The following is a 16,806-nucleotide window of genomic DNA, read 5'->3' on the forward strand; positions in this document are numbered from 1 at the left end:
TTCTCCGTCTCGTTAGATGATAAGGATTTTAAAAGTACACGGTAGCAGCATAGGCTCTGACGCTCAGTTGCAATTGAGCTGCGAGACCACGCTCGGTAACACGTTCTGTAACGACCCCGGCGCCCACTTCGTCGGTTGCATTCCACATGATGGTTGTCAGTGTTGGAGCTGTGACAGGATCATCAAGGAACGGGTCATAGAAGATATCTTTGACTGGTCGCTCACGGTTTCTTGCTCTATATCCAGCGGCTAGCTGCATATCTGCGGCTCCCAGAGCCGCACTTACCCGCCCATATGATGTCCACAATGTGGCGATAAGCTGGACTAATTCATAATCGCCTGGTTGCTCTGTAGAAGGTGTTGTATGAATAATGGAACCGGATAGATCCGCTAAAGCTACAGCCGGATTCTCCGTACGGTCGCGTTGAGGTGAACATGCCTGCAACTCGGCATCGATACCATCGGCCAGATCTTTGAATTTCTGTGCGACAATCAGCGCCTCAGAATCCGCCAACTCAAAGAGTGCCATAACTGTACCCGTCAGTCTCATCAGACTCAGACCTTCGTGTGTGGGCACGGTGGGGATGATAATAGCTCCGGGGGCAACGTCGGCAAGCAGCGGAGAGTGGGCATCGACAGCAAGCACCACATCGATCCCTCGGGCGAGCAGCTGATTGACATGGCGCGCGCTGTCGGGAGTATCAAGGCCCCCATTGCTAAGGATGATCACCACGTCCAGCGCGCCAATATATCCGGGAATATGGTCCACTACAACAACAGGGCACGGCAGCGGGTTAAAGAAGCTCACGGCCAATAAGGCGCACTCTCTGGCAACCGAATGGTCAGTCACTATGACCACGCTGCGCGGTCGCATTCCGACGAACGTGGCTAAGGTCGGCCGAGGATTATTCTCCGCTGCCAGCTGGACTCCTTCTTCGATAGCCGATGCGAGTGCGCGTAGATAGGCGCCTTCGTGGGCGATATCGTAAAAGGCGACGGCGAGCGGATCGTAGTCCGACATGTGTTAGCTCCTGATAATCTGAAGGATCTTTGTTACCAGACTATCAACCTCTTGTGCTGTGGGGGCTTCGACATTGAGCCGCAACAGGGGCTCTGTATTGGAGGCACGAATATTGAACCAGGCTGGCGAATCCTTTAAAAAGACGCTAACTCCGTCGAGCTCATCAACCGCAGCAATCCGCTCGGCGAAGGCCTCGAGGACTGCCTGCGTGCGTTGCTGCTGTTCAGCTGCGGAACTCAGGCGAGTATTGATCTCCCCAGAGGCGTGATAGCGATGATATTTGGCCATCATCTCACTCAACGACTGATCGGTGGAACCCAAAGCCGCGAGAACGTGGAGGGCGGCAAGTAGACCGGAGTCAGCATGGAAGAATTCTTGGAAGTAGTAGTGCGCTGAGTGCTCACCACCGAATACAGCTCCCTCATCTGCCATTATTTTCTTAATAAAGGAGTGTCCCACCCTGGTGCGCACTGCTCTCCCCCCGTTTTCGGCGATAATCTCCGGCACCGAACGGGAAGTAATGACATTGTGGATCACGGTTGCTTGCGGGTACCGCTCGAGATAGCGCTCGGCAATAAGTGCACAAATGGCGGAAGGGCTCACTGATTGTCCCTTTTCGTCGATGACAAAACACCGGTCGGCGTCCCCATCAAAGGCAAGCCCGATATCTGCGCCAACCTTCGGAGTAAAAGCTTGTAAGTCCTCGAGATTCTTCGGGTCTAAGGGGTTCGCCTCGTGATTAGGGAAGGTTCCATCGAGTTCGAAGTAGAGAGGTTTAATGTCGATGGGAAGAGAGGAGAAAACCTCCGGCACCGTTAAGCCCGCCATACCGTTGGCTGCGTCTACGGCTACCGTCAGGGGGCGTATATCCTTCAGGTCCACCAGGCCTTTGAGGTAATTGCCGTAGTCCTCGAGACAATCTTCTGTGTCGATGGCCCCTAGAGGACCATGGTAGGGAGGAATCCCTTCGAGCAGCATCTCGGTAATATCGGCTAGACCGGACTCTTGGCCTACCGGTTTCGCTCCAGCGTGGCACATTTTGATGCCGTTATACTGGGCCGGGTTGTGGGATGCAGTAAACATTGCACCAGCTAAATTGTAGTGCCCCGAGTAAAAGTATAATTGATCAGTGGAGCTGAGCCCCACGATCACCACGTCTATACCCTGTTCTGCTGCACCTTCGGCAAATGCACGAGATAATTCAGGGGAGCTAGGACGCATATCGTAACCGATCGCGATTTTCTCCTGGCCCATTGTACGTACGAGGTATCCAAAGGCAGCACCGATATCCTTAACGAGGTGGGCGTCTAGGCTTTCACCGTAGACCCCGCGGACGTCGTAAGCCTTGATCACAGCCTCAATAGATTCCCGGGAGCGCATAACGTGGACCTGATTTCTTAAGACTAGGGCGCGATGACTAATCGCAAGCGATTAAAAACAATCCACCATTCTACGATGCGCAGAGAGTGTGCGCTAGTTCTTCACTAGGCTAAGAATTTTCTGAATCTGCTTAATCCGCGTCGCTGCTCGTGTCTTCGGCATCAGGCACGAGAGATAAGTGAGCTCTGCGCTGTGCTTTTTCGGCAGCCTTTGCTTTACTACGTTTGGCTGGATGGTGTGGAGCCAATTCGGCCCCTGGAGATTGATTGAGTTGAGCCTCTTGTAATAAACCAGATTGCAGCCTGCCTTGTTCTCGGACAGCCTCAGCTAAGGCGGTCAGATCATCTTCGCCAATCTCGGGGGCATCAACGCGCACCATCTCCCAGCCTTTTGGAGCAGTAATTTTAGCGGCGTGTCGCTCGCATAGGTCCCAGGAATGCGGATCGCTGTTGGCAATGAGGGGACCGACATAGGCGGTGGAGTGTGCATAGGCATAGGTCAACGTCGCTACGGCCACCTGACCGCAGCCTGGGCGAGAGCAACGACGAATCTGATTCACAACTGGCAAGTCTAATCCTTTACTTGAGCTTTTTCATCCTACGGCGCGCCCTTAGCATCCAGAAGCTCGATCCCGATACCCTAAACGGTATGCACCAGGGAAAAATTCGACGCGATCGACACGGACATGGCGTTCGCGGTCCGCTTTTGCCGCCCGCGCTGCCCCGATTTCGGAACCGCCGCGAGCTTTTTGATGCTGATATCTTAAACGCCTACGCCCCTTTTCAGGAACACTATTTCGACCAGCTAAGCATGTTAGATATCGCGGTGGACATTATTCCTCGGATGCGGTTGAATACTGATTTTCAGGCCTTTCCACGCGATATCGTGGCCGATGGGCCTGTACCCCTAGCACGCCTGATTTCGGCGGGCGTGGATCGCGACGGCCATGCGACCAGAGCGAGAATTGTGCTTTTCCGCATGCCAATTGAGCAGCGTGTAGATTCGCGTCTAGAACTTAATGAAGTACTGACAACGATATTTCGTCGACTCGTCGCCGAATATCTCAACCTCACCCCGGATGATCTTCCCCTGTGAGGCCTCAAGCACTTTCGACCCCTATAGATAGATATGGGGTACCCCTCGAGATTCTTTGAAGACACCTCAATGGAGAGTTAATAATAGCCCCCTGCCTCGTATACGAGGGTGTGGAGGCTTAAATTGGATGTGTGCACCGTTAGTTCTCTTCACGAGAGCATATGGGGTGGCGTCTAACTAATCTCTCGCTTTAAGCGGCGGCGTTCACGTTCCGAGAGTCCACCCCAAATTCCAAATCGCTCATCGTGGGCGAGAGCGTATTCGAGGCAGTCATCTTTCACTTCACATGCTTGGCAAATACGCTTTGCTTCGCGGGTAGATCCACCCTTTTCGGGAAAAAAAGCTTCAGGATCGGTTTGAGCACACAGTGCCTGTTCCTGCCACTCTTGTTCGATGGCGTCGAATAGAGAATCGAGGCCGAGATCGCGGTGCGAGCGGGGATGAGGCGCGGCGTTGCCAGCGAAATCTTCCACGCCAGCCTCCTTTGCTCATAGTAAATCAATAAGTCTTTAACGGTTTATGCGTATATTCGCCACGCGGAGAGACTTGCGCCTACATAGCACAATTCTTTGCGTATGCGCCGAAGCGAGGCCTGGCAAATAACATACTTGAGATTCAACACGGTGACACAAGATGTCGTCAAGCTAAAGAGCGCATCTCCTGCGAAGCATTTTGATTTATGCAGTTCATAGATCACACACGCCACAGCTTTAACATGCCGGCGCATCGCGGGGGTCACTATGGGGGTACCACATCTTGTGCCTACCCCCAATAATTATCGCAAGTACCCTTAAAAAACACCCGGCCATAGCATCAGGCCATAGCACTAATTAGTGCTCCTCGAATAGGCAGCGCTACTGCAGCGACCGCTCTAACTATCGGAGGAAAAACGAATTCCACCATCAGGAATGACCACTCCGGGCCATACCCGCATCCCCGTTAACAACTCACAGCGGGCACCGATCTGAGCACCCTCACCGATAACGCAACCTTTGATGCGGGCGTTGGCGCCAATATGAGCCCCGTGTGAAATGATCGAATCCTCAATGATTGCACCAGGTTCAATGGTGACTCCATCGAAAACAACCACATCATCTAAACGGCACCCGGCTCCCACTTCGGTACCGCGCCCAATGACTGTGCCACCCAGTAAAAGCGTGCCCTCTCGCACGAGCGCTGAAGGATCAACCAGGGATTCCCCATTTTTACCTGCCAGGAGTGGCGAATAAGCGATTCCGCGCACCAAGTCAGAGGATCCGCGCACAAAATCGTCCGGGGTGCCCATATCTCGCCAGTACGCGGTATCGACAAATCCGTAAAATTTTCGCCCTTGCTCCAAAAGCAAAGGGAAGGTGTCGCGCTCCACACTCACGACTCTATTGGGCGGTATTTGCTCGATGATTTCTTTTTTAAACACATAGCAGCCAGCATTGATCTGGTCTGTTGGCGGGTCTTCAGTTTTTTCTAAAAACTTCAACACTCGACCAGCGGAGTCTGTGGGCACGCATCCAAACGCCCGTGGATCCGACACTCGAACGAGGTGCATGGTGAGATCGGCGTCTTTAGCTCTATGAGCCTCGAGAATGGCCTCCAAATTTGTGCCACCTAAGACGTCACCGTTGAAAACGATGACATTGTCGTGGCGCAGTTTTTCATAGACATTGCGGATACCGCCACCCGTTCCAAGTGGGGTTTCCTCAAAGACATACTCAATCTCTAGACCAAACTCTTCGCCGGTACCGAAATATTCTTGAAAAACCTCGGCTTTGAAGGAGGTTCCTAAGATGACGTGGGTAATCCCTGCGGCCTTAATTCTAGCCAGAAGGTGTGCGAGAAACGGCACTCCTGCCGTTGGCAGCATAGGCTTTGGGGTGTGCGTCGTCAAAGGACGCAACCGGGTACCCTTGCCGCCGACAAGAACAACAGCATCGGTTGTCTCGCCCCATCCCGCCGATCCATCCACGTTCCTCAAACCTCCTCATTGTTCTTCAACGCTAAAAAATTGCATCCGCCCATATCCCAGCAACGCGCGACCACCCGCTGCAGACCGAGCCTTAGACCAAGCACTAGACCAAGCCTTGATCCAAGGCTTGAAAGGAGAAGCCTTTCTAGCGTTATCATGGCTATGCTACCCACCATCGACACCATCGCGGCGGTGACGCGCAGCCTGAACCATAATTATTGATCGCAGCCTTAAACCCAACCACAGGGCAAATCGAATCGGCAGATTTGCGAAACCTGGATGCCGATCAGCTTGGAAGCGATAAGCCGAATCATGGTGTGCTGGCAACATCTTCTCAGGCAATTTGCTTGCCGCATGCCCTACTGCGTGCGTTATTTCGGCGTCGGGGCAAAAGATATTGACATAGCCTGCACGCGCGAAGCGATCGCCTAGATCCACATCTTCCATATACATAAAGTACCGTTCATCAAAACCACCGACCTCTGCAAAGGCATCGAAGCTCACCAGCAAACAAGAACCCGACAGCCACCCAGCTTCTCGCTGCCGATCCATGACTGCATTATTCCGATAAGCTCTACTCCATGGATTATCGGGCCACATAGAGGCAAAGAGGGCATGTCCGATCCCATTAGATAATGTCGGGATCGCACGTGCCGAGGGATACGCCGTCCCATCCAGCTGCCTAATCAGAGGCCCGACAGCAGCCACTTTTTCTCCCCGCTCCCGCGCCTGACGGGCGCAGTTAAGCAGAGCGTCGATGCTACCTGGCTGAAATTCCACATCTGGGTTAGAAATGAGAAAATACTCGCTGTTGATTGCTCTGTGGTTGATATCTCTGTGTTCGGAGCGTTCATCATGTTCACGGCGTTCACGGCGTTCACGAAGCGTGAGCAGATGCTCATAGGCGACGTTTATGGCGCTCCCATAGCCGAGATTTCCGCCAGTGGGCAGGAAAGTGATCCTCGTATTGTCAGCTGCAGCGCGCTCAGGCGCCCCGTCGACAGACCCATTATCGGCCAGAATGAGTTCATAACCGTCGCTTGTGGCCGATTCAAGGGAGTCGATAAATCGCTTCAGATATACCCCTGGGGAAAACGTCACTGTCACTACTGCAATCGGCTCATTCACAAGGCCTAAGTTTAGTGCCCGAACCCGCCCGTCGGGTACTCGCGGCGTGTCGCGTCGGCTAAACTCAACACCATTATTAAATCTCGATCGAGGAAGACTTTAACCACCGTGAGCACCACCCCAAAGCGCCCCGTCCGCGATATCAGCCCCGCCCCTCATTACCTACCCCAAACCGCCCAGCAAGGCCCTGGGGTAGTTAAGGTGCTGCTCGCCTTTATCTCCGCTGCGGTCCTCACAATTTCTGGCGTGGGCTACGCCACTGTGGGGCGTGTGGGAAACTCCGTCGCATCCGCAGGCTCACTCGAACTTGGCGGCGACCAGGGAGTCAAGGAAGAAAAACTCGATGGCGCTATCGATATCCTCCTTGTCGGATCCGACTCACGCACGGATGCGCAAGGCAATCCCCTCACCCCTGAAGAGATCGAGCTACTACACGCTGGCGACGAAGAAGCCGATAATACTGACACCATCATGCTCATCCGCATCCCCAATGATGGGACATCAGCCACTGCGATCTCCATTCCACGAGACACCTATATCGCAGACCCTGAGCTGGGCAATATCAAAATTAACGGTGTGTACGCCGGCTATAAGGCAATCAAACGCACCGAACTCTTTAATGCTGGAATTGTCGACGAGCAAGAACTCGAAAGCCAATCCAAGCAGGCTGGTCGCAATGGGTTAATTGATGCTGTTACTAACCTAGCTGGAGTCACCATTGATCATTATGCGGAAATTGGTTTGCTGGGTTTTGTTTTGCTCACCGATGCTGTGGGTGGAGTCGATGTTTGTCTTAACAATGCCGTCTACGACGAATTCTCTGGCGCCGACTTCCCTGCTGGAGTCCAGACGCTCTCTGGTGGTAGCGGCCTGGCTTTCGTGCGCCAACGACATGGACTGCCCCGAGGCGACCTCGACCGCATCGTTCGTCAGCAAGCGTATATGGCCTCTCTCGTCAATAAAGTTCTCTCTACGGGCACCCTCACGAGCCCGGGTAAACTAGCCCAGCTAGGTCAAGCTGTCACCCGCTCAGTGGTGATCGACGAAGACTGGGATGTGATAAGCTTTGCCACCCAATTGCAGGATCTGGCTGGGGGTAATGTGCGTTTCAATACCATTCCAGTGGCCGATATCGACGGTGTCGGAGACTATGGTGAATCTGTCGTTACGATTGACCCTGACGAGGTCAAAGCCTTTTTCCAGGCGCTTCTTGGTACCGACGAAGAACCGGCCGACCCAGCCGATGCTCCGGCGGCCGACGAGGGTCCCGCTGAGAAAGATCCGACGCCCATCCAGGTACTGAATGCTTCAGCACAGTCCGGACTCGCAGCTGGCGCTGGCGCTTACCTTACCGAACAAGGCTTCACCATTGCCGACGTGGGTAATGCTGAGATAGGCCTCTACGATCGCACCCAGGTAATCACCCGAAACCTCAACGACTCAACTGCCCGCAAGATCGCCAAAGCTCTCGGCGGAGTGCCGGTAGTGGAGGATCCTGAGCTCGCGTATGAGGGGATCGTCGTGATCGCCGGGGGTGACTACTCCGCCCCACTTGGGGAACCGGGTGCCCCCGTGAACAGCAATACCGCAGAGCCAGAAAGCAACGATCCTGGAAGCGTCGTCAATGATGCTGCGGACTCCCCACAGATCGATGCAGGTGGCGATAGCCCACGCTGCGTTAACTAGCCCTTCACCACTAGACCTTCAAGGATCATTTGTGCCGTTACTCAGCCCTCTTATCACAGCCAACCCCGCAATCCCACGTCTGAGTACCTACGACGAGACCACTGGAGCTCGGCTCGACTTTTCTGCTCAAACTCTCGATAATTGGGCTAATAAGGTTGCAAATATGCTTATCGACGAGCTCGATCTCAACGAATCCGAAACAGTTGGCATCGCGCTGCCTAGCACGTGGCAAGCGGTATGCATTGCTCTCGGCTCTATTACGGCCTCGATTCCCTATCGTTTTCTCGACCCACACGAGCCTTTCGCAGACCCGGATGCAGCTGACGTAATCTTTGCGCCTCCACGCTCATTTAGCGCTGAATTCGATGGTGATATTGTCTTGGTCACCAACGACCCCTTTGGCCGCGGGGTGAAGGAAATAGGGAGCGATTTGCCCGTGGGCGCCATTGATTTCGGCCCTACCGTTCGCTACCATGGCGATTCATTCTCACAACCCAGCCCTGACCTGAAAACTCTCGCCCACCATACAATTCCCCACGAGGCTCGTGTGCTTAGTCGAGGGTGGGAAGATGCAGAGGGCTTCAATCAGGCCATCCTTTCCCCCTTTGCGGCATTAGGCAGCGTCGTCCTGATCAATGGCCTGGTGTCAGCTGAGCGGCTGGCCCATATACGGGAGAGCGAAAAAGTCTCTTTAGATCTCTAGGCATATTGAGAAAATGGGGGCAATTCGCGGGGGTAAAGGAACAGAGATCAATTGGGACTATCACTGCTAACCGCTGGACTACTCCAATTAAAGCACGCGCGGCAAAATCCCTGTGTTGGAAAATACACTGATATTCACCCCCAAAATTCACCCCATTACTCGTAATTGGGTGCGCGGTAGGGAGGATGCTCAGTAGATTCTGAAGGAGAGTCTCCCCATCCCCTGGAAAGGCAATACTCATGAATACTCGTCAAAATTTCCGAATCGGAGCGTTTCTTACAGCTCTGGGCGTCGCTGGGTCACTCGGACTCGCCGGCTGCTCTGATGAAACGACCACCACAAACTCCGCCGCCCCCACACCTGCTACCGCTGGCGCCCGTGGGCCGATCACGTATGCGCTTGGCAAATTAGACACCGAACTGCTTGCTCCCATCGTAGATAAATGGAATCAAGCGCATCCCGACGAGCAAGTAACCATGAAAGAGTTAGCTGGCGAAGCTGGTGACCAGCGCGATTTCCTTGTGCAGAACCTACAGGCTGGTAGCGATGATATCGATGTGATGGCGCTGGATGTTATTTGGACAGCCGAATTCGCGGCGAATCAGTGGATTGCACCGCTTGAAGGGGATCTCGCGGTGGATACATCAAAACTGCTGAAACCAACTGTTGACTCTGCGACCTACTTAGGCACCTTATATGCGATGCCCCAGAATACTAACGGCCAACTTTTGTTCCGTAATACCAAGATCGTCCCAACCGCACCCAAAAATTTTGCGGAACTGACCGATTCCTGCGAATTAGCCAGAGACAAGAATGTCGAGTGCCTGACTCTGCAGCTCAAGCAGTACGAAGGACTCACCGTTAACGCAGCTGGCTTTATCGAAGGCTGGGGCGGACATATTCTCAATGAGGATGGTTCTCCTGCCGTCGCCACGGATGAAGCTAAAGCAGGTATGCAAGCGCTTGTCGATGCCTATAAGGACGGCGTGATCGCTAAGAATTCAACATCCACAACAGAGCAAGAAACTCATTTAGGTTTCCTTGCTGGCGAAACCGCCTACGCTATCAATTGGCCGTATATGTACGATATGGCCCAAGACAATGACTCCACGGTCGCGGGTCGCGTGGAAGTTCAACCGCTGGTGGGCAAGTCTGGAGTGGGAGTGTCCACCCTCGGGGGGCTCAATAACGGCATCAACGTCAATTCTAAGCACAAAGAAACAGCGAAGGATTTCATTGAGTTCATCACAAGTGCTGAGAATCAGAGTTATTTCGCAGAGAAATCATTCCCTCCAGTTCTGGCTTCAATCTATGATGATGCCGATTTAATCGCGAAGTATCCTTATCTGCCGGCACTAAAGATTTCCTTAGAAAATGCGGTGCCACGTCCGGCCTCCCCGTTCTACCCCGCTATTTCCAAGGCCATCCAAGATAACGCCTATGCGGCCCTGATGGATGGGAAGTCCGTCGACGACGCCGCGCGCGATATGGAAGCCGCCATTCGGGCAGCAGGTTAGTTGTCCGCTGTGTCGAGGCGTCGGTAATGGCTGCCTAAGCCCTGCTAAGCTATCGCTCAAACCCTGCCCATTCTGGCAGTGTTTGAGCGTTTTAGCACCAAGAAAAAGGACTCTGTCTCGTGGCTCCACCTACGCGCCATGCGGGCCTGCTTGTCGCCCCCGCACTCACCGTTCTCGCTATCGTTATCGGCTATCCGATCATGCGGGCTATCTACCTGAGTTTTCAGGCCGATAAGCACCTCGACCCACAAACTGGTCTCTTTGTCGAAGGAGGGTTTGCTGGTCTACGCCACTACAGTTACTGGATTCAGCAACGGTGCATGCTGCCATCTGGGGAAATAGCGACGTGTCCCCCAGGAGTGCTCGCCACAGACTTCTGGCCTGCCCTCGGCAATACGGTATTTTTTACGGGCGTGACCGTTATCCTCGAAATTCTCCTTGGAATTGCGATGGCGATCATTATGCACCGAGATATACCAGGACGCGCACTGATTCGCGCCGCCGTCCTCATCCCGTGGGCGATTCCAACGGCTGTGACCGCGAAATTGTGGCAATTCATCTTCGCCGACCGGGGCATAGTTAATACGTTCCTATCGACGCCCATCTCATGGACTACCGACCCGTGGGCTGCCCGAACGGCCGTGATCATTGCTGACGTGTGGAAGACTACCCCTTTCATGGCGCTACTCATTCTCGCGGGTCTACAGATGGTGCCCAATGATGTCTACGAAGCGGCCCGCGTAGACGGAGCCACGCGCTGGCAGACTTTCCGCTTCATCACACTTCCGCTAATCAAACCCGCACTGCTCGTCGCTATACTTTTCCGCACTCTCGACGCTCTACGGATGTATGATCTGCCGGTAATTCTCATCTCGCCGAGTGCCAACTCTCCCACCGCAACGATCTCTCAGCTCGTCGTGGAAGATATGCGCCAAAATAATTTCAACTCGGCGAGCGCATTATCGACGATGATTTTCCTCCTAATCTTTGCGGTCGCATTTTTTATGATTAAAGTTCTCGGCGCTGATTTGGGTGGAAGCAAAGCTAAACTGCCCTCCTCTATTGGGGTGTCGGGGACCCCCGACACCCCAATAGAGGAAAGAGAAATAATGACCCCTACGTCAGGAGATTCCCATGCGTAAACATGTTGGCGACTACTTTGGCGTTCTTCTTATCTTGGTGTGGGGTCTCTCCCCCTTTTATTGGATGCTCATCACTGCATTCAGACACAAGGATCACACCTTCGACACCACCCCATGGCCAACGCACGTGACACTTGAGAACTTCACCGAGGCACTCTCTACCGACAAGGGCAACAACTTCTTGGCGGCTATAGTTAACTCTCTTTTTATTTCCGTGATAACCACACTCGTGGCGCTTTCCATTGGAGTTTTTACCGCTTATGCCCTCGCGCGTCTTGATTTCGCAGGTAAAGGGTACGTCACTGGGATCATTTTGGCAGCCAGCATGTTCCCTGGCATTGCCCTCGTAACACCACTATTCCAGCTATTTGGCAATCTGGGATGGCTGGGACAGTATCAAGCTCTCATTATTCCCAATATTTCCTTCGCACTTCCGTTGGCGATTTACACTCTAACCTCTTTCTTTCGCCAACTACCGTGGGAACTCGAGGAGGCAGCGCGTATTGATGGAGCGACGCAAAGCCAAGCTTTCCGTATCATTCTGTTACCCTTAGCTGCCCCAGCTCTGTTTACCACCGCAATCCTCGCATTTATCGCAACGTGGAACGAATTTATGCTGGCTAACCAACTATCGACGAGTGCTACTGAGCCAGTCACGGTGGCTATTGCACGATTCTCCGGTGAGAGTTACTACGACTATCCCTACTCCTCCGTCATGGCGGCTGGTGCCCTAGTGACCATTCCCTTGATCCTCATGGTCCTCGCTTTCCAGCACCGGATCGTCTCCGGTCTGACCGCGGGAGGGGTGAAATAACATATATGCAAAACCCGAATAGGAGGAGAACTTTAGTCCACCAAGCAATTATTGGATTCTTAGCTTTTTTCTCGGTGCTCTTTGTCATTCAGGCCGCATTGAATTTATTGCAACCTGAACCCGCGTTATGGCCTGCGGTCCTGGCACTACTTAGCGTCATCACTACGGTCGTGGCCGTCCGCGCATTCAGCGGCCGCTAGTTTTTCTAAATACTTTAGTTATCAGCTCTTTAGCTGTTCACTATCAATCTCGACCGATTCGAAAAACTCGTGGCAATGACACCGGATATGTCCGCGCGCGTCTCGTAAATCTGAATTTAAAATTCGACGACCCACCGCAGCAAAGCCCTTCTCAATAGCGGGAGCGCGATTAAATCGGAGCGGTTTTCCTTTTCTATGGTGCCCTATGCGTCCCGAATCGACATCGATATCGATTCGCCCATGTACGGTTTGCCGAGGATGGTCGTCGTTGAGTTTATTATGGCGCATGCACAATGGACAGAGATTACGGTTCTCCGTTTTGCCGCCGCCTGCATGCCATACAATATGGTGCATTTGGCAGTGGTTGGCGGTAATCCTGCAGTCGGGATGCGCACAGATCAAATGACTGACCACCTGAGTAAGTCTGTGCTTCTGAGTAGCATAACGCTGCTCAATGGCGATCGGTTCGCTGATCTCGATATGTCCAGACTCTAGACGTGAGGCGATCGCAGCATAGCCCATAGGAGCAAGATAGGTATTAGCGTGGGCCCTTATATCGACAATCACTCCATCACTAGTAACTAAGGTGCCATCGACGTTGCAAGCCTTCTCCGCAAAAGGAATCAAGATGAAGGGCCGATACCGGGGATCAAGAGGATTGCTGTCATCTCGTTGAGGCTGGCTATCCCCTGAGATCAGAGCCATGATCACGCGCGTGCGCGCCTCTTCGAGGGTATAAGCCTCTCCACGGCTTAATATTTCTTTGGCCGGTTGCTCTGTCATATTCTGCAAGAGCGCCGCATGAGCGTCGGTTAATTTGAGCATGGCATAACGCATGCCGTCGTGGTCTGGGATAGCGGAAATTCGGGTGTACTCGCGCCGCGGCTTGTTAGCCTTCTCGTTGAGCTTGTCAACGTACCCGGCAAGATACTCGCGCATTTCATCGGCACTCGAGGAAGAAGATTCGCGAAGGAACTGCCAGCACAATTGTTGGCGATCGATTTCTCGATTGGACACTTTTCTGCAATATTTGGCAATTAGAGACAGTTTACTCATCGAAACTTTTGATTCTAGGGCCCACTGAAGTTGTTCAGGGGTAAAAAATGCGGCGTTCCTAATCAAAAGACTCGCCTCATGTCGAGCCATTCCTAGAAGGCCACTAAGCTTCTCCCATGTTGGTGTTTCTGCTTTGATGCTCAAAAGAAGACCAGCCGCTTGGGTTGCATACTCTGCGTATCGAGATAATGTCGGTGCCATAATATCCACGCTATGGACCGTGTACGTAGGCAACAACAGGAAACCGAAACAGCGGTCAAAACTGTGGATAATTACTCGTGAGCTAGGGCAGTCCCTTGGTGCCAGCCAGTTTCCCTCTACCCGCGCCCATGCTCCTTTTAGTCTTCTATGCGGATGGGACCGCAGATATGGCGACCGTCCAAGTCGATGAAGCTTACCACGAGCTCATTTCCCGACAAGACTATGGTAGGCGAGTCGCAAAAACGGCAATCGAGGTCCTCAAGATCATTTATGTCTACAACTCTAAAATGACCCCGCTCGCATTCGATGGTGGCATCTGTCCACTGAACTTTTAGCTGCGAGCCGCGCATTCGCGTTCTAAAGGTTGTATATACCCAAGCGTTTTCCAGCTTAAAAGGGTCCACACGTCTGAATGCTCCGACGCACACATAGACCGTTTTCACCGTATATCCAGACGTCCATGGCCTGATTGCTTGATAGATGAGGGAGGCATATTCAATCTCGGTCATTGTGGAGCCTCGCTATTCGTGACGACGTGAGCACCTGTAATTTTATTGGGGCGTCGGGGGCACCCGACGCCCCAATAGATCTAGGATCCAAGCAGGCGAGATCTTAGCTGCTCATCTTTTCGTTCCACTTCCTCGCGCATTTCTCGCTGGAATTGGACCATTTTTTCTACAAGTTCGAAGTCATCTACCCCTAGCATTCGTACAGCGAGCAAGCCAGCATTTTTTGCGCCACCAATGGACACCGTTGCCACAGGCACTCCAGCTGGCATTTGGACGATGGACAGGAGGGAATCCATCCCATCTAGAGTATCGAGTGCCCTTGGTATCCCAATGACGGGTAGCGGTGTTGCGGCCGCGACCATGCCGGGTAAATGAGCTGCGCCGCCAGCACAGGCAATAATAACCTTGAGTCCTCGCGTGTGAGCGTGCTCTGCGTAAGCAAGCATCTTGTCTGGTGTTCGGTGCGCTGAGACCACCCCCACTTCGAAGGGGACTGAGAAGTCGGCGAGAATTTTGGCGGCTGGTTCGACTGTAGGCCAGTCTGAATCTGAGCCCATGATAAGGCCAACGAGGGGTTTCATATGCACGTCCTTATGTCATTAAAAGGATTTTCTAAAAGCCTCAACAAATGTTAGTCCATCCAGCTGGCGGTGCTAAGGAAATGAGCTGCATTGCGGGCGGCTTGAAGAACGTCGTCAGCTGAGTCACCTGCGATATTTACATGGCCAAGTTTGCGGCCAGGCCGGTAATCCTTACCGTAGAGGTGGATCTTTGCCGTCGGATACCGACGCCATACTGCCTTCATACGCGCAGTCATGGGCAGATCGGGGTCAGCAGGGGCGCCTAAGACATTGGCCATACCGATCACGGGTGCGGTGAGTTCAGTATCACCCAAAGGATAATCCAGGACCGCGCGCAGATGTTGTTCAAATTGATTCGTGACACACCCATTTTGGGTCCAATGTCCGGTATTATGCGGACGCATTGCTAGCTCATTAACGAGAATTGTAGGCTCAACTGAGCCGTTATCAGTTGCAAAAAGTTCCACTGCGAGCACCCCGGTCACACGTAATTCTGTAGCGATATATTGCGCTAGGCTTTTGATCTCGGAGCTGTGTTTCTCACTCAGCCCAGGTGCGGGCGTGAGGGTTTCGGTACATATTCCGTTCTCTTGTACCGACTGCGAGACCGGCCAGGCTTTGACCTCGCCGCTGGGGGTTCGCGCAACAAGAACTGATAATTCCCGGCTCAGTGCAATTTTCTCCTCAGCCATGAGCTCAACCCCTTCAGCTCTCAGCTTATCCACGAGTTCTTCCAACTCAGTCACAGTTCTGGGAAACCACACTCCATGACCGTCGTAACCACCACGGCGCGCTTTCAGGCAGACCGCACCATTGACTCGGGTGTAGAAGGCGCGGGCGTCGTCACGCGAGGAGATTGCGGCGAAAGGAGGGATGGGGGCGCCCATATCGGAAAGTCGCTGGCGCATAAGTAGCTTATCTTGAGCGTATATGAGTGCGTGCGGTCGGGGCTGTACATCATAACCTTCGTCGAGTAACGAATGGATATAATCGTTGGGGACATGTTCGTGGTCAAAGGTGATCACATCAGTCCCAGTTGCGCTGTTTTGAAGGTCGGTATAGGACAGATAATCGCCAATGTGTAGATCGCGGCTAACCTGGGCTGCCGACGCTTGATCGGTAGCGGCCAGTATGCGGGCGGATAAGCCCAGTTCGATTGCCTCGGTATGCATCATTCGAGCTAGTTGCCCGTCTCCGATGACTAGAATAATGGGCATTCCACTGGCATGGGCAGCGCGGGATGAATCTGCAGGTGTTTGATAGCTCACACCTTGTAACTCTAAACAGCCCGCCTGGTTGCCACAAGCGATTGAGACAAGAATTATTAGCGATGAATAAGGTCCTCTATAACAGCAAAGACGCGGCGCGCTTGGGGTACGTGGGTCATCGAGAATGCACGCTGCTGACCGCGCAGCATCAGCCGAATAGAATTGCGGTGGCGGTCAACAGCCTGAACCTGCTCGATCGGGGCGCTAAAGATGCTGCTAGTCCACCCAGCTTCGCGCAGGAGCAACCTGTGTTCCGTAACGATGATACGACGCCTCCGTAGGGTGACAATTTTAGTAACGAGGCGGAATACTACGACCCCTGCCCACATCAGCACGATGAGGTTTCGAATCTTTGGATCATAAGTTGCACTCAATTCTGGCCGGTCCAAATACCCGATTGCCATCCACGCTAACCCGGTTACAGTAAGAATCTCGAGAAGCGGGAAGAATAGTGCGCTCAGCGGACTCGTTAGATCAATGAAGACGCGCTCCCCCGGCGCCAAACGAATACTCATCATCCCCTTAGTTTAAGGCACAGTGCA

General features: G+C 53.1%; 18 protein-coding genes. 7 read left to right on the forward strand and 11 right to left on the reverse strand.

Annotated elements, in window-relative coordinates; translation table 11 throughout:
- Nucleotides 1–28 precede the first annotated feature (28 nt).
- From N7326_RS02725 to N7326_RS02735, 3 genes are all read right to left on the reverse strand, one after another.
- A complete protein-coding gene (locus N7326_RS02725; RefSeq protein WP_259077176.1) occupies nucleotides 29–1,021 on the reverse strand; it encodes a hypothetical protein in 993 nt (330 codons plus the stop codon).
- A gap of 3 nt (nucleotides 1,022–1,024) precedes the next feature.
- Nucleotides 1,025–2,401 (reverse strand): phosphomannomutase/phosphoglucomutase, encoded by a 1,377-nt coding sequence (locus tag N7326_RS02730; protein WP_259077177.1) that lies wholly within the window; start codon nucleotides 2,399–2,401, stop codon nucleotides 1,025–1,027.
- Between the two features lie 130 nt (nucleotides 2,402–2,531).
- Nucleotides 2,532–2,960 (reverse strand): DUF3499 domain-containing protein, encoded by a 429-nt coding sequence (locus N7326_RS02735; RefSeq protein WP_263088108.1) that lies wholly within the window; start codon nucleotides 2,958–2,960, stop codon nucleotides 2,532–2,534.
- Between the two features lie 89 nt (nucleotides 2,961–3,049).
- On the opposite strand from N7326_RS02735, the gene N7326_RS02740 reads away from it, so the two are divergent.
- Complete coding sequence (locus N7326_RS02740) at nucleotides 3,050–3,496, forward strand: metallopeptidase family protein (protein ID WP_259077766.1); 447 nt, start codon at nucleotides 3,050–3,052, stop codon at nucleotides 3,494–3,496.
- Nucleotides 3,497–3,669: 173 nt separating this feature from the next.
- Here the strand turns inward: N7326_RS02740 and N7326_RS02745 are convergent, their stop codons facing one another.
- The 3 genes from N7326_RS02745 to N7326_RS02755 form a co-directional block, all read right to left on the reverse strand.
- Nucleotides 3,670–3,969 carry a WhiB family transcriptional regulator gene (locus N7326_RS02745; RefSeq protein ID WP_310470282.1) on the reverse strand — a complete coding sequence of 100 codons (300 nt, stop codon included), beginning with the start codon at nucleotides 3,967–3,969 and terminating at the stop codon, nucleotides 3,670–3,672.
- A gap of 398 nt (nucleotides 3,970–4,367) precedes the next feature.
- Complete coding sequence (locus N7326_RS02750; RefSeq protein WP_259077179.1) at nucleotides 4,368–5,459, reverse strand: NDP-sugar synthase; 1,092 nt, start codon at nucleotides 5,457–5,459, stop codon at nucleotides 4,368–4,370.
- A 165-nt stretch (nucleotides 5,460–5,624) separates the two neighbouring features.
- Nucleotides 5,625–6,587 (reverse strand): glycosyltransferase family 2 protein, encoded by a 963-nt coding sequence (locus tag N7326_RS02755; protein ID WP_263088109.1) that lies wholly within the window; start codon nucleotides 6,585–6,587, stop codon nucleotides 5,625–5,627.
- A 108-nt stretch (nucleotides 6,588–6,695) separates the two neighbouring features.
- Here N7326_RS02755 and N7326_RS02760 point away from each other — a divergent pair, with 108 nt between their 5' ends.
- The 6 genes from N7326_RS02760 (at nucleotide 6,696) to N7326_RS02785 (ending at nucleotide 12,649) form a co-directional block, all read left to right on the forward strand.
- Nucleotides 6,696–8,273: an LCP family protein gene (locus N7326_RS02760; RefSeq protein ID WP_263088110.1), complete on the forward strand. Its 1,578-nt coding sequence runs from the start codon at nucleotides 6,696–6,698 to the stop codon at nucleotides 8,271–8,273.
- A gap of 31 nt (nucleotides 8,274–8,304) precedes the next feature.
- Nucleotides 8,305–8,976 (forward strand): TIGR03089 family protein, encoded by a 672-nt coding sequence (locus N7326_RS02765; protein WP_263088111.1) that lies wholly within the window; start codon nucleotides 8,305–8,307, stop codon nucleotides 8,974–8,976.
- 239 nt (nucleotides 8,977–9,215) lie between these two features.
- Complete coding sequence (locus N7326_RS02770; RefSeq protein ID WP_263088112.1) at nucleotides 9,216–10,493, forward strand: ABC transporter substrate-binding protein; 1,278 nt, start codon at nucleotides 9,216–9,218, stop codon at nucleotides 10,491–10,493.
- Nucleotides 10,494–10,612: 119 nt separating this feature from the next.
- The gene (locus N7326_RS02775; protein ID WP_259077184.1) at nucleotides 10,613–11,635 is read left to right on the forward strand and encodes a carbohydrate ABC transporter permease; all 1,023 of its coding nucleotides are present in this window, start codon (nucleotides 10,613–10,615) and stop codon (nucleotides 11,633–11,635) included.
- On the forward strand, nucleotides 11,628–12,449 hold the full coding sequence (locus N7326_RS02780; protein ID WP_259289320.1) for a carbohydrate ABC transporter permease: 822 nt from the start codon (nucleotides 11,628–11,630) through the stop codon (nucleotides 12,447–12,449). Before N7326_RS02775 ends, N7326_RS02780 begins: the two co-directional genes overlap by 8 nt.
- A 5-nt stretch (nucleotides 12,450–12,454) precedes the next feature.
- Entirely contained in the window at nucleotides 12,455–12,649 is a 195-nt protein-coding gene (locus tag N7326_RS02785) for a hypothetical protein (RefSeq protein WP_259289321.1), read from the forward strand.
- Between the two features lie 21 nt (nucleotides 12,650–12,670).
- Here N7326_RS02785 and N7326_RS02790 read toward each other — a convergent pair whose 3' ends face one another.
- The 5 genes from N7326_RS02790 to N7326_RS02810 form a co-directional block, all read right to left on the reverse strand.
- Entirely contained in the window at nucleotides 12,671–13,906 is a 1,236-nt protein-coding gene (locus tag N7326_RS02790) for an HNH endonuclease signature motif containing protein (RefSeq protein WP_259077187.1), read from the reverse strand.
- Nucleotides 13,907–14,043: 137 nt separating this feature from the next.
- On the reverse strand, nucleotides 14,044–14,415 hold the full coding sequence (locus N7326_RS02795) for a hydrogenase maturation nickel metallochaperone HypA (RefSeq protein WP_259077189.1): 372 nt from the start codon (nucleotides 14,413–14,415) through the stop codon (nucleotides 14,044–14,046).
- 80 nt (nucleotides 14,416–14,495) lie between these two features.
- Complete coding sequence (gene purE, locus N7326_RS02800; RefSeq protein ID WP_259077190.1) at nucleotides 14,496–14,996, reverse strand: 5-(carboxyamino)imidazole ribonucleotide mutase; 501 nt, start codon at nucleotides 14,994–14,996, stop codon at nucleotides 14,496–14,498.
- A 50-nt stretch (nucleotides 14,997–15,046) separates the two neighbouring features.
- Nucleotides 15,047–16,264 (reverse strand): 5-(carboxyamino)imidazole ribonucleotide synthase, encoded by a 1,218-nt coding sequence (locus tag N7326_RS02805; RefSeq protein ID WP_259077191.1) that lies wholly within the window; start codon nucleotides 16,262–16,264, stop codon nucleotides 15,047–15,049.
- A gap of 56 nt (nucleotides 16,265–16,320) precedes the next feature.
- Nucleotides 16,321–16,782 carry a hypothetical protein gene (locus N7326_RS02810; protein ID WP_263088113.1) on the reverse strand — a complete coding sequence of 154 codons (462 nt, stop codon included), beginning with the start codon at nucleotides 16,780–16,782 and terminating at the stop codon, nucleotides 16,321–16,323.
- Nucleotides 16,783–16,806 lie beyond the last annotated feature (24 nt).

This window comes from Corynebacterium sp. ES2794-CONJ1, from assembly GCF_025660615.1.
In the GTDB taxonomy this organism is placed as follows: domain Bacteria; phylum Actinomycetota; class Actinomycetes; order Mycobacteriales; family Mycobacteriaceae; genus Corynebacterium.

What these genes read in the sequence shown, in the direction of transcription:
- N7326_RS02780 (WP_259289320.1), top strand. Translation starts at nt 11,628, where the DNA reads ATGCGTAAACATGTTGGCGACTACTTTGGCGTTCTTCTTATCTTGGTG.
- N7326_RS02725 (WP_259077176.1), bottom strand. Translation starts at nt 1,021, where the DNA reads ATGTCGGACTACGATCCGCTCGCCGTCGCCTTTTACGATATCGCCCAC.
- purE (WP_259077190.1), bottom strand. Translation starts at nt 14,996, where the DNA reads ATGAAACCCCTCGTTGGCCTTATCATGGGCTCAGATTCAGACTGGCCT.
- N7326_RS02730 (WP_259077177.1), bottom strand. Translation starts at nt 2,401, where the DNA reads ATGCGCTCCCGGGAATCTATTGAGGCTGTGATCAAGGCTTACGACGTC.
- N7326_RS02785 (WP_259289321.1), top strand. Translation starts at nt 12,455, where the DNA reads ATGCAAAACCCGAATAGGAGGAGAACTTTAGTCCACCAAGCAATTATT.
- N7326_RS02790 (WP_259077187.1), bottom strand. Translation starts at nt 13,906, where the DNA reads ATGGCACCGACATTATCTCGATACGCAGAGTATGCAACCCAAGCGGCT.
- N7326_RS02770 (WP_263088112.1), top strand. Translation starts at nt 9,216, where the DNA reads ATGAATACTCGTCAAAATTTCCGAATCGGAGCGTTTCTTACAGCTCTG.
- N7326_RS02810 (WP_263088113.1), bottom strand. Translation starts at nt 16,782, where the DNA reads ATGATGAGTATTCGTTTGGCGCCGGGGGAGCGCGTCTTCATTGATCTA.
- N7326_RS02795 (WP_259077189.1), bottom strand. Translation starts at nt 14,415, where the DNA reads ATGACCGAGATTGAATATGCCTCCCTCATCTATCAAGCAATCAGGCCA.
- N7326_RS02740 (WP_259077766.1), top strand. Translation starts at nt 3,050, where the DNA reads ATGCACCAGGGAAAAATTCGACGCGATCGACACGGACATGGCGTTCGC.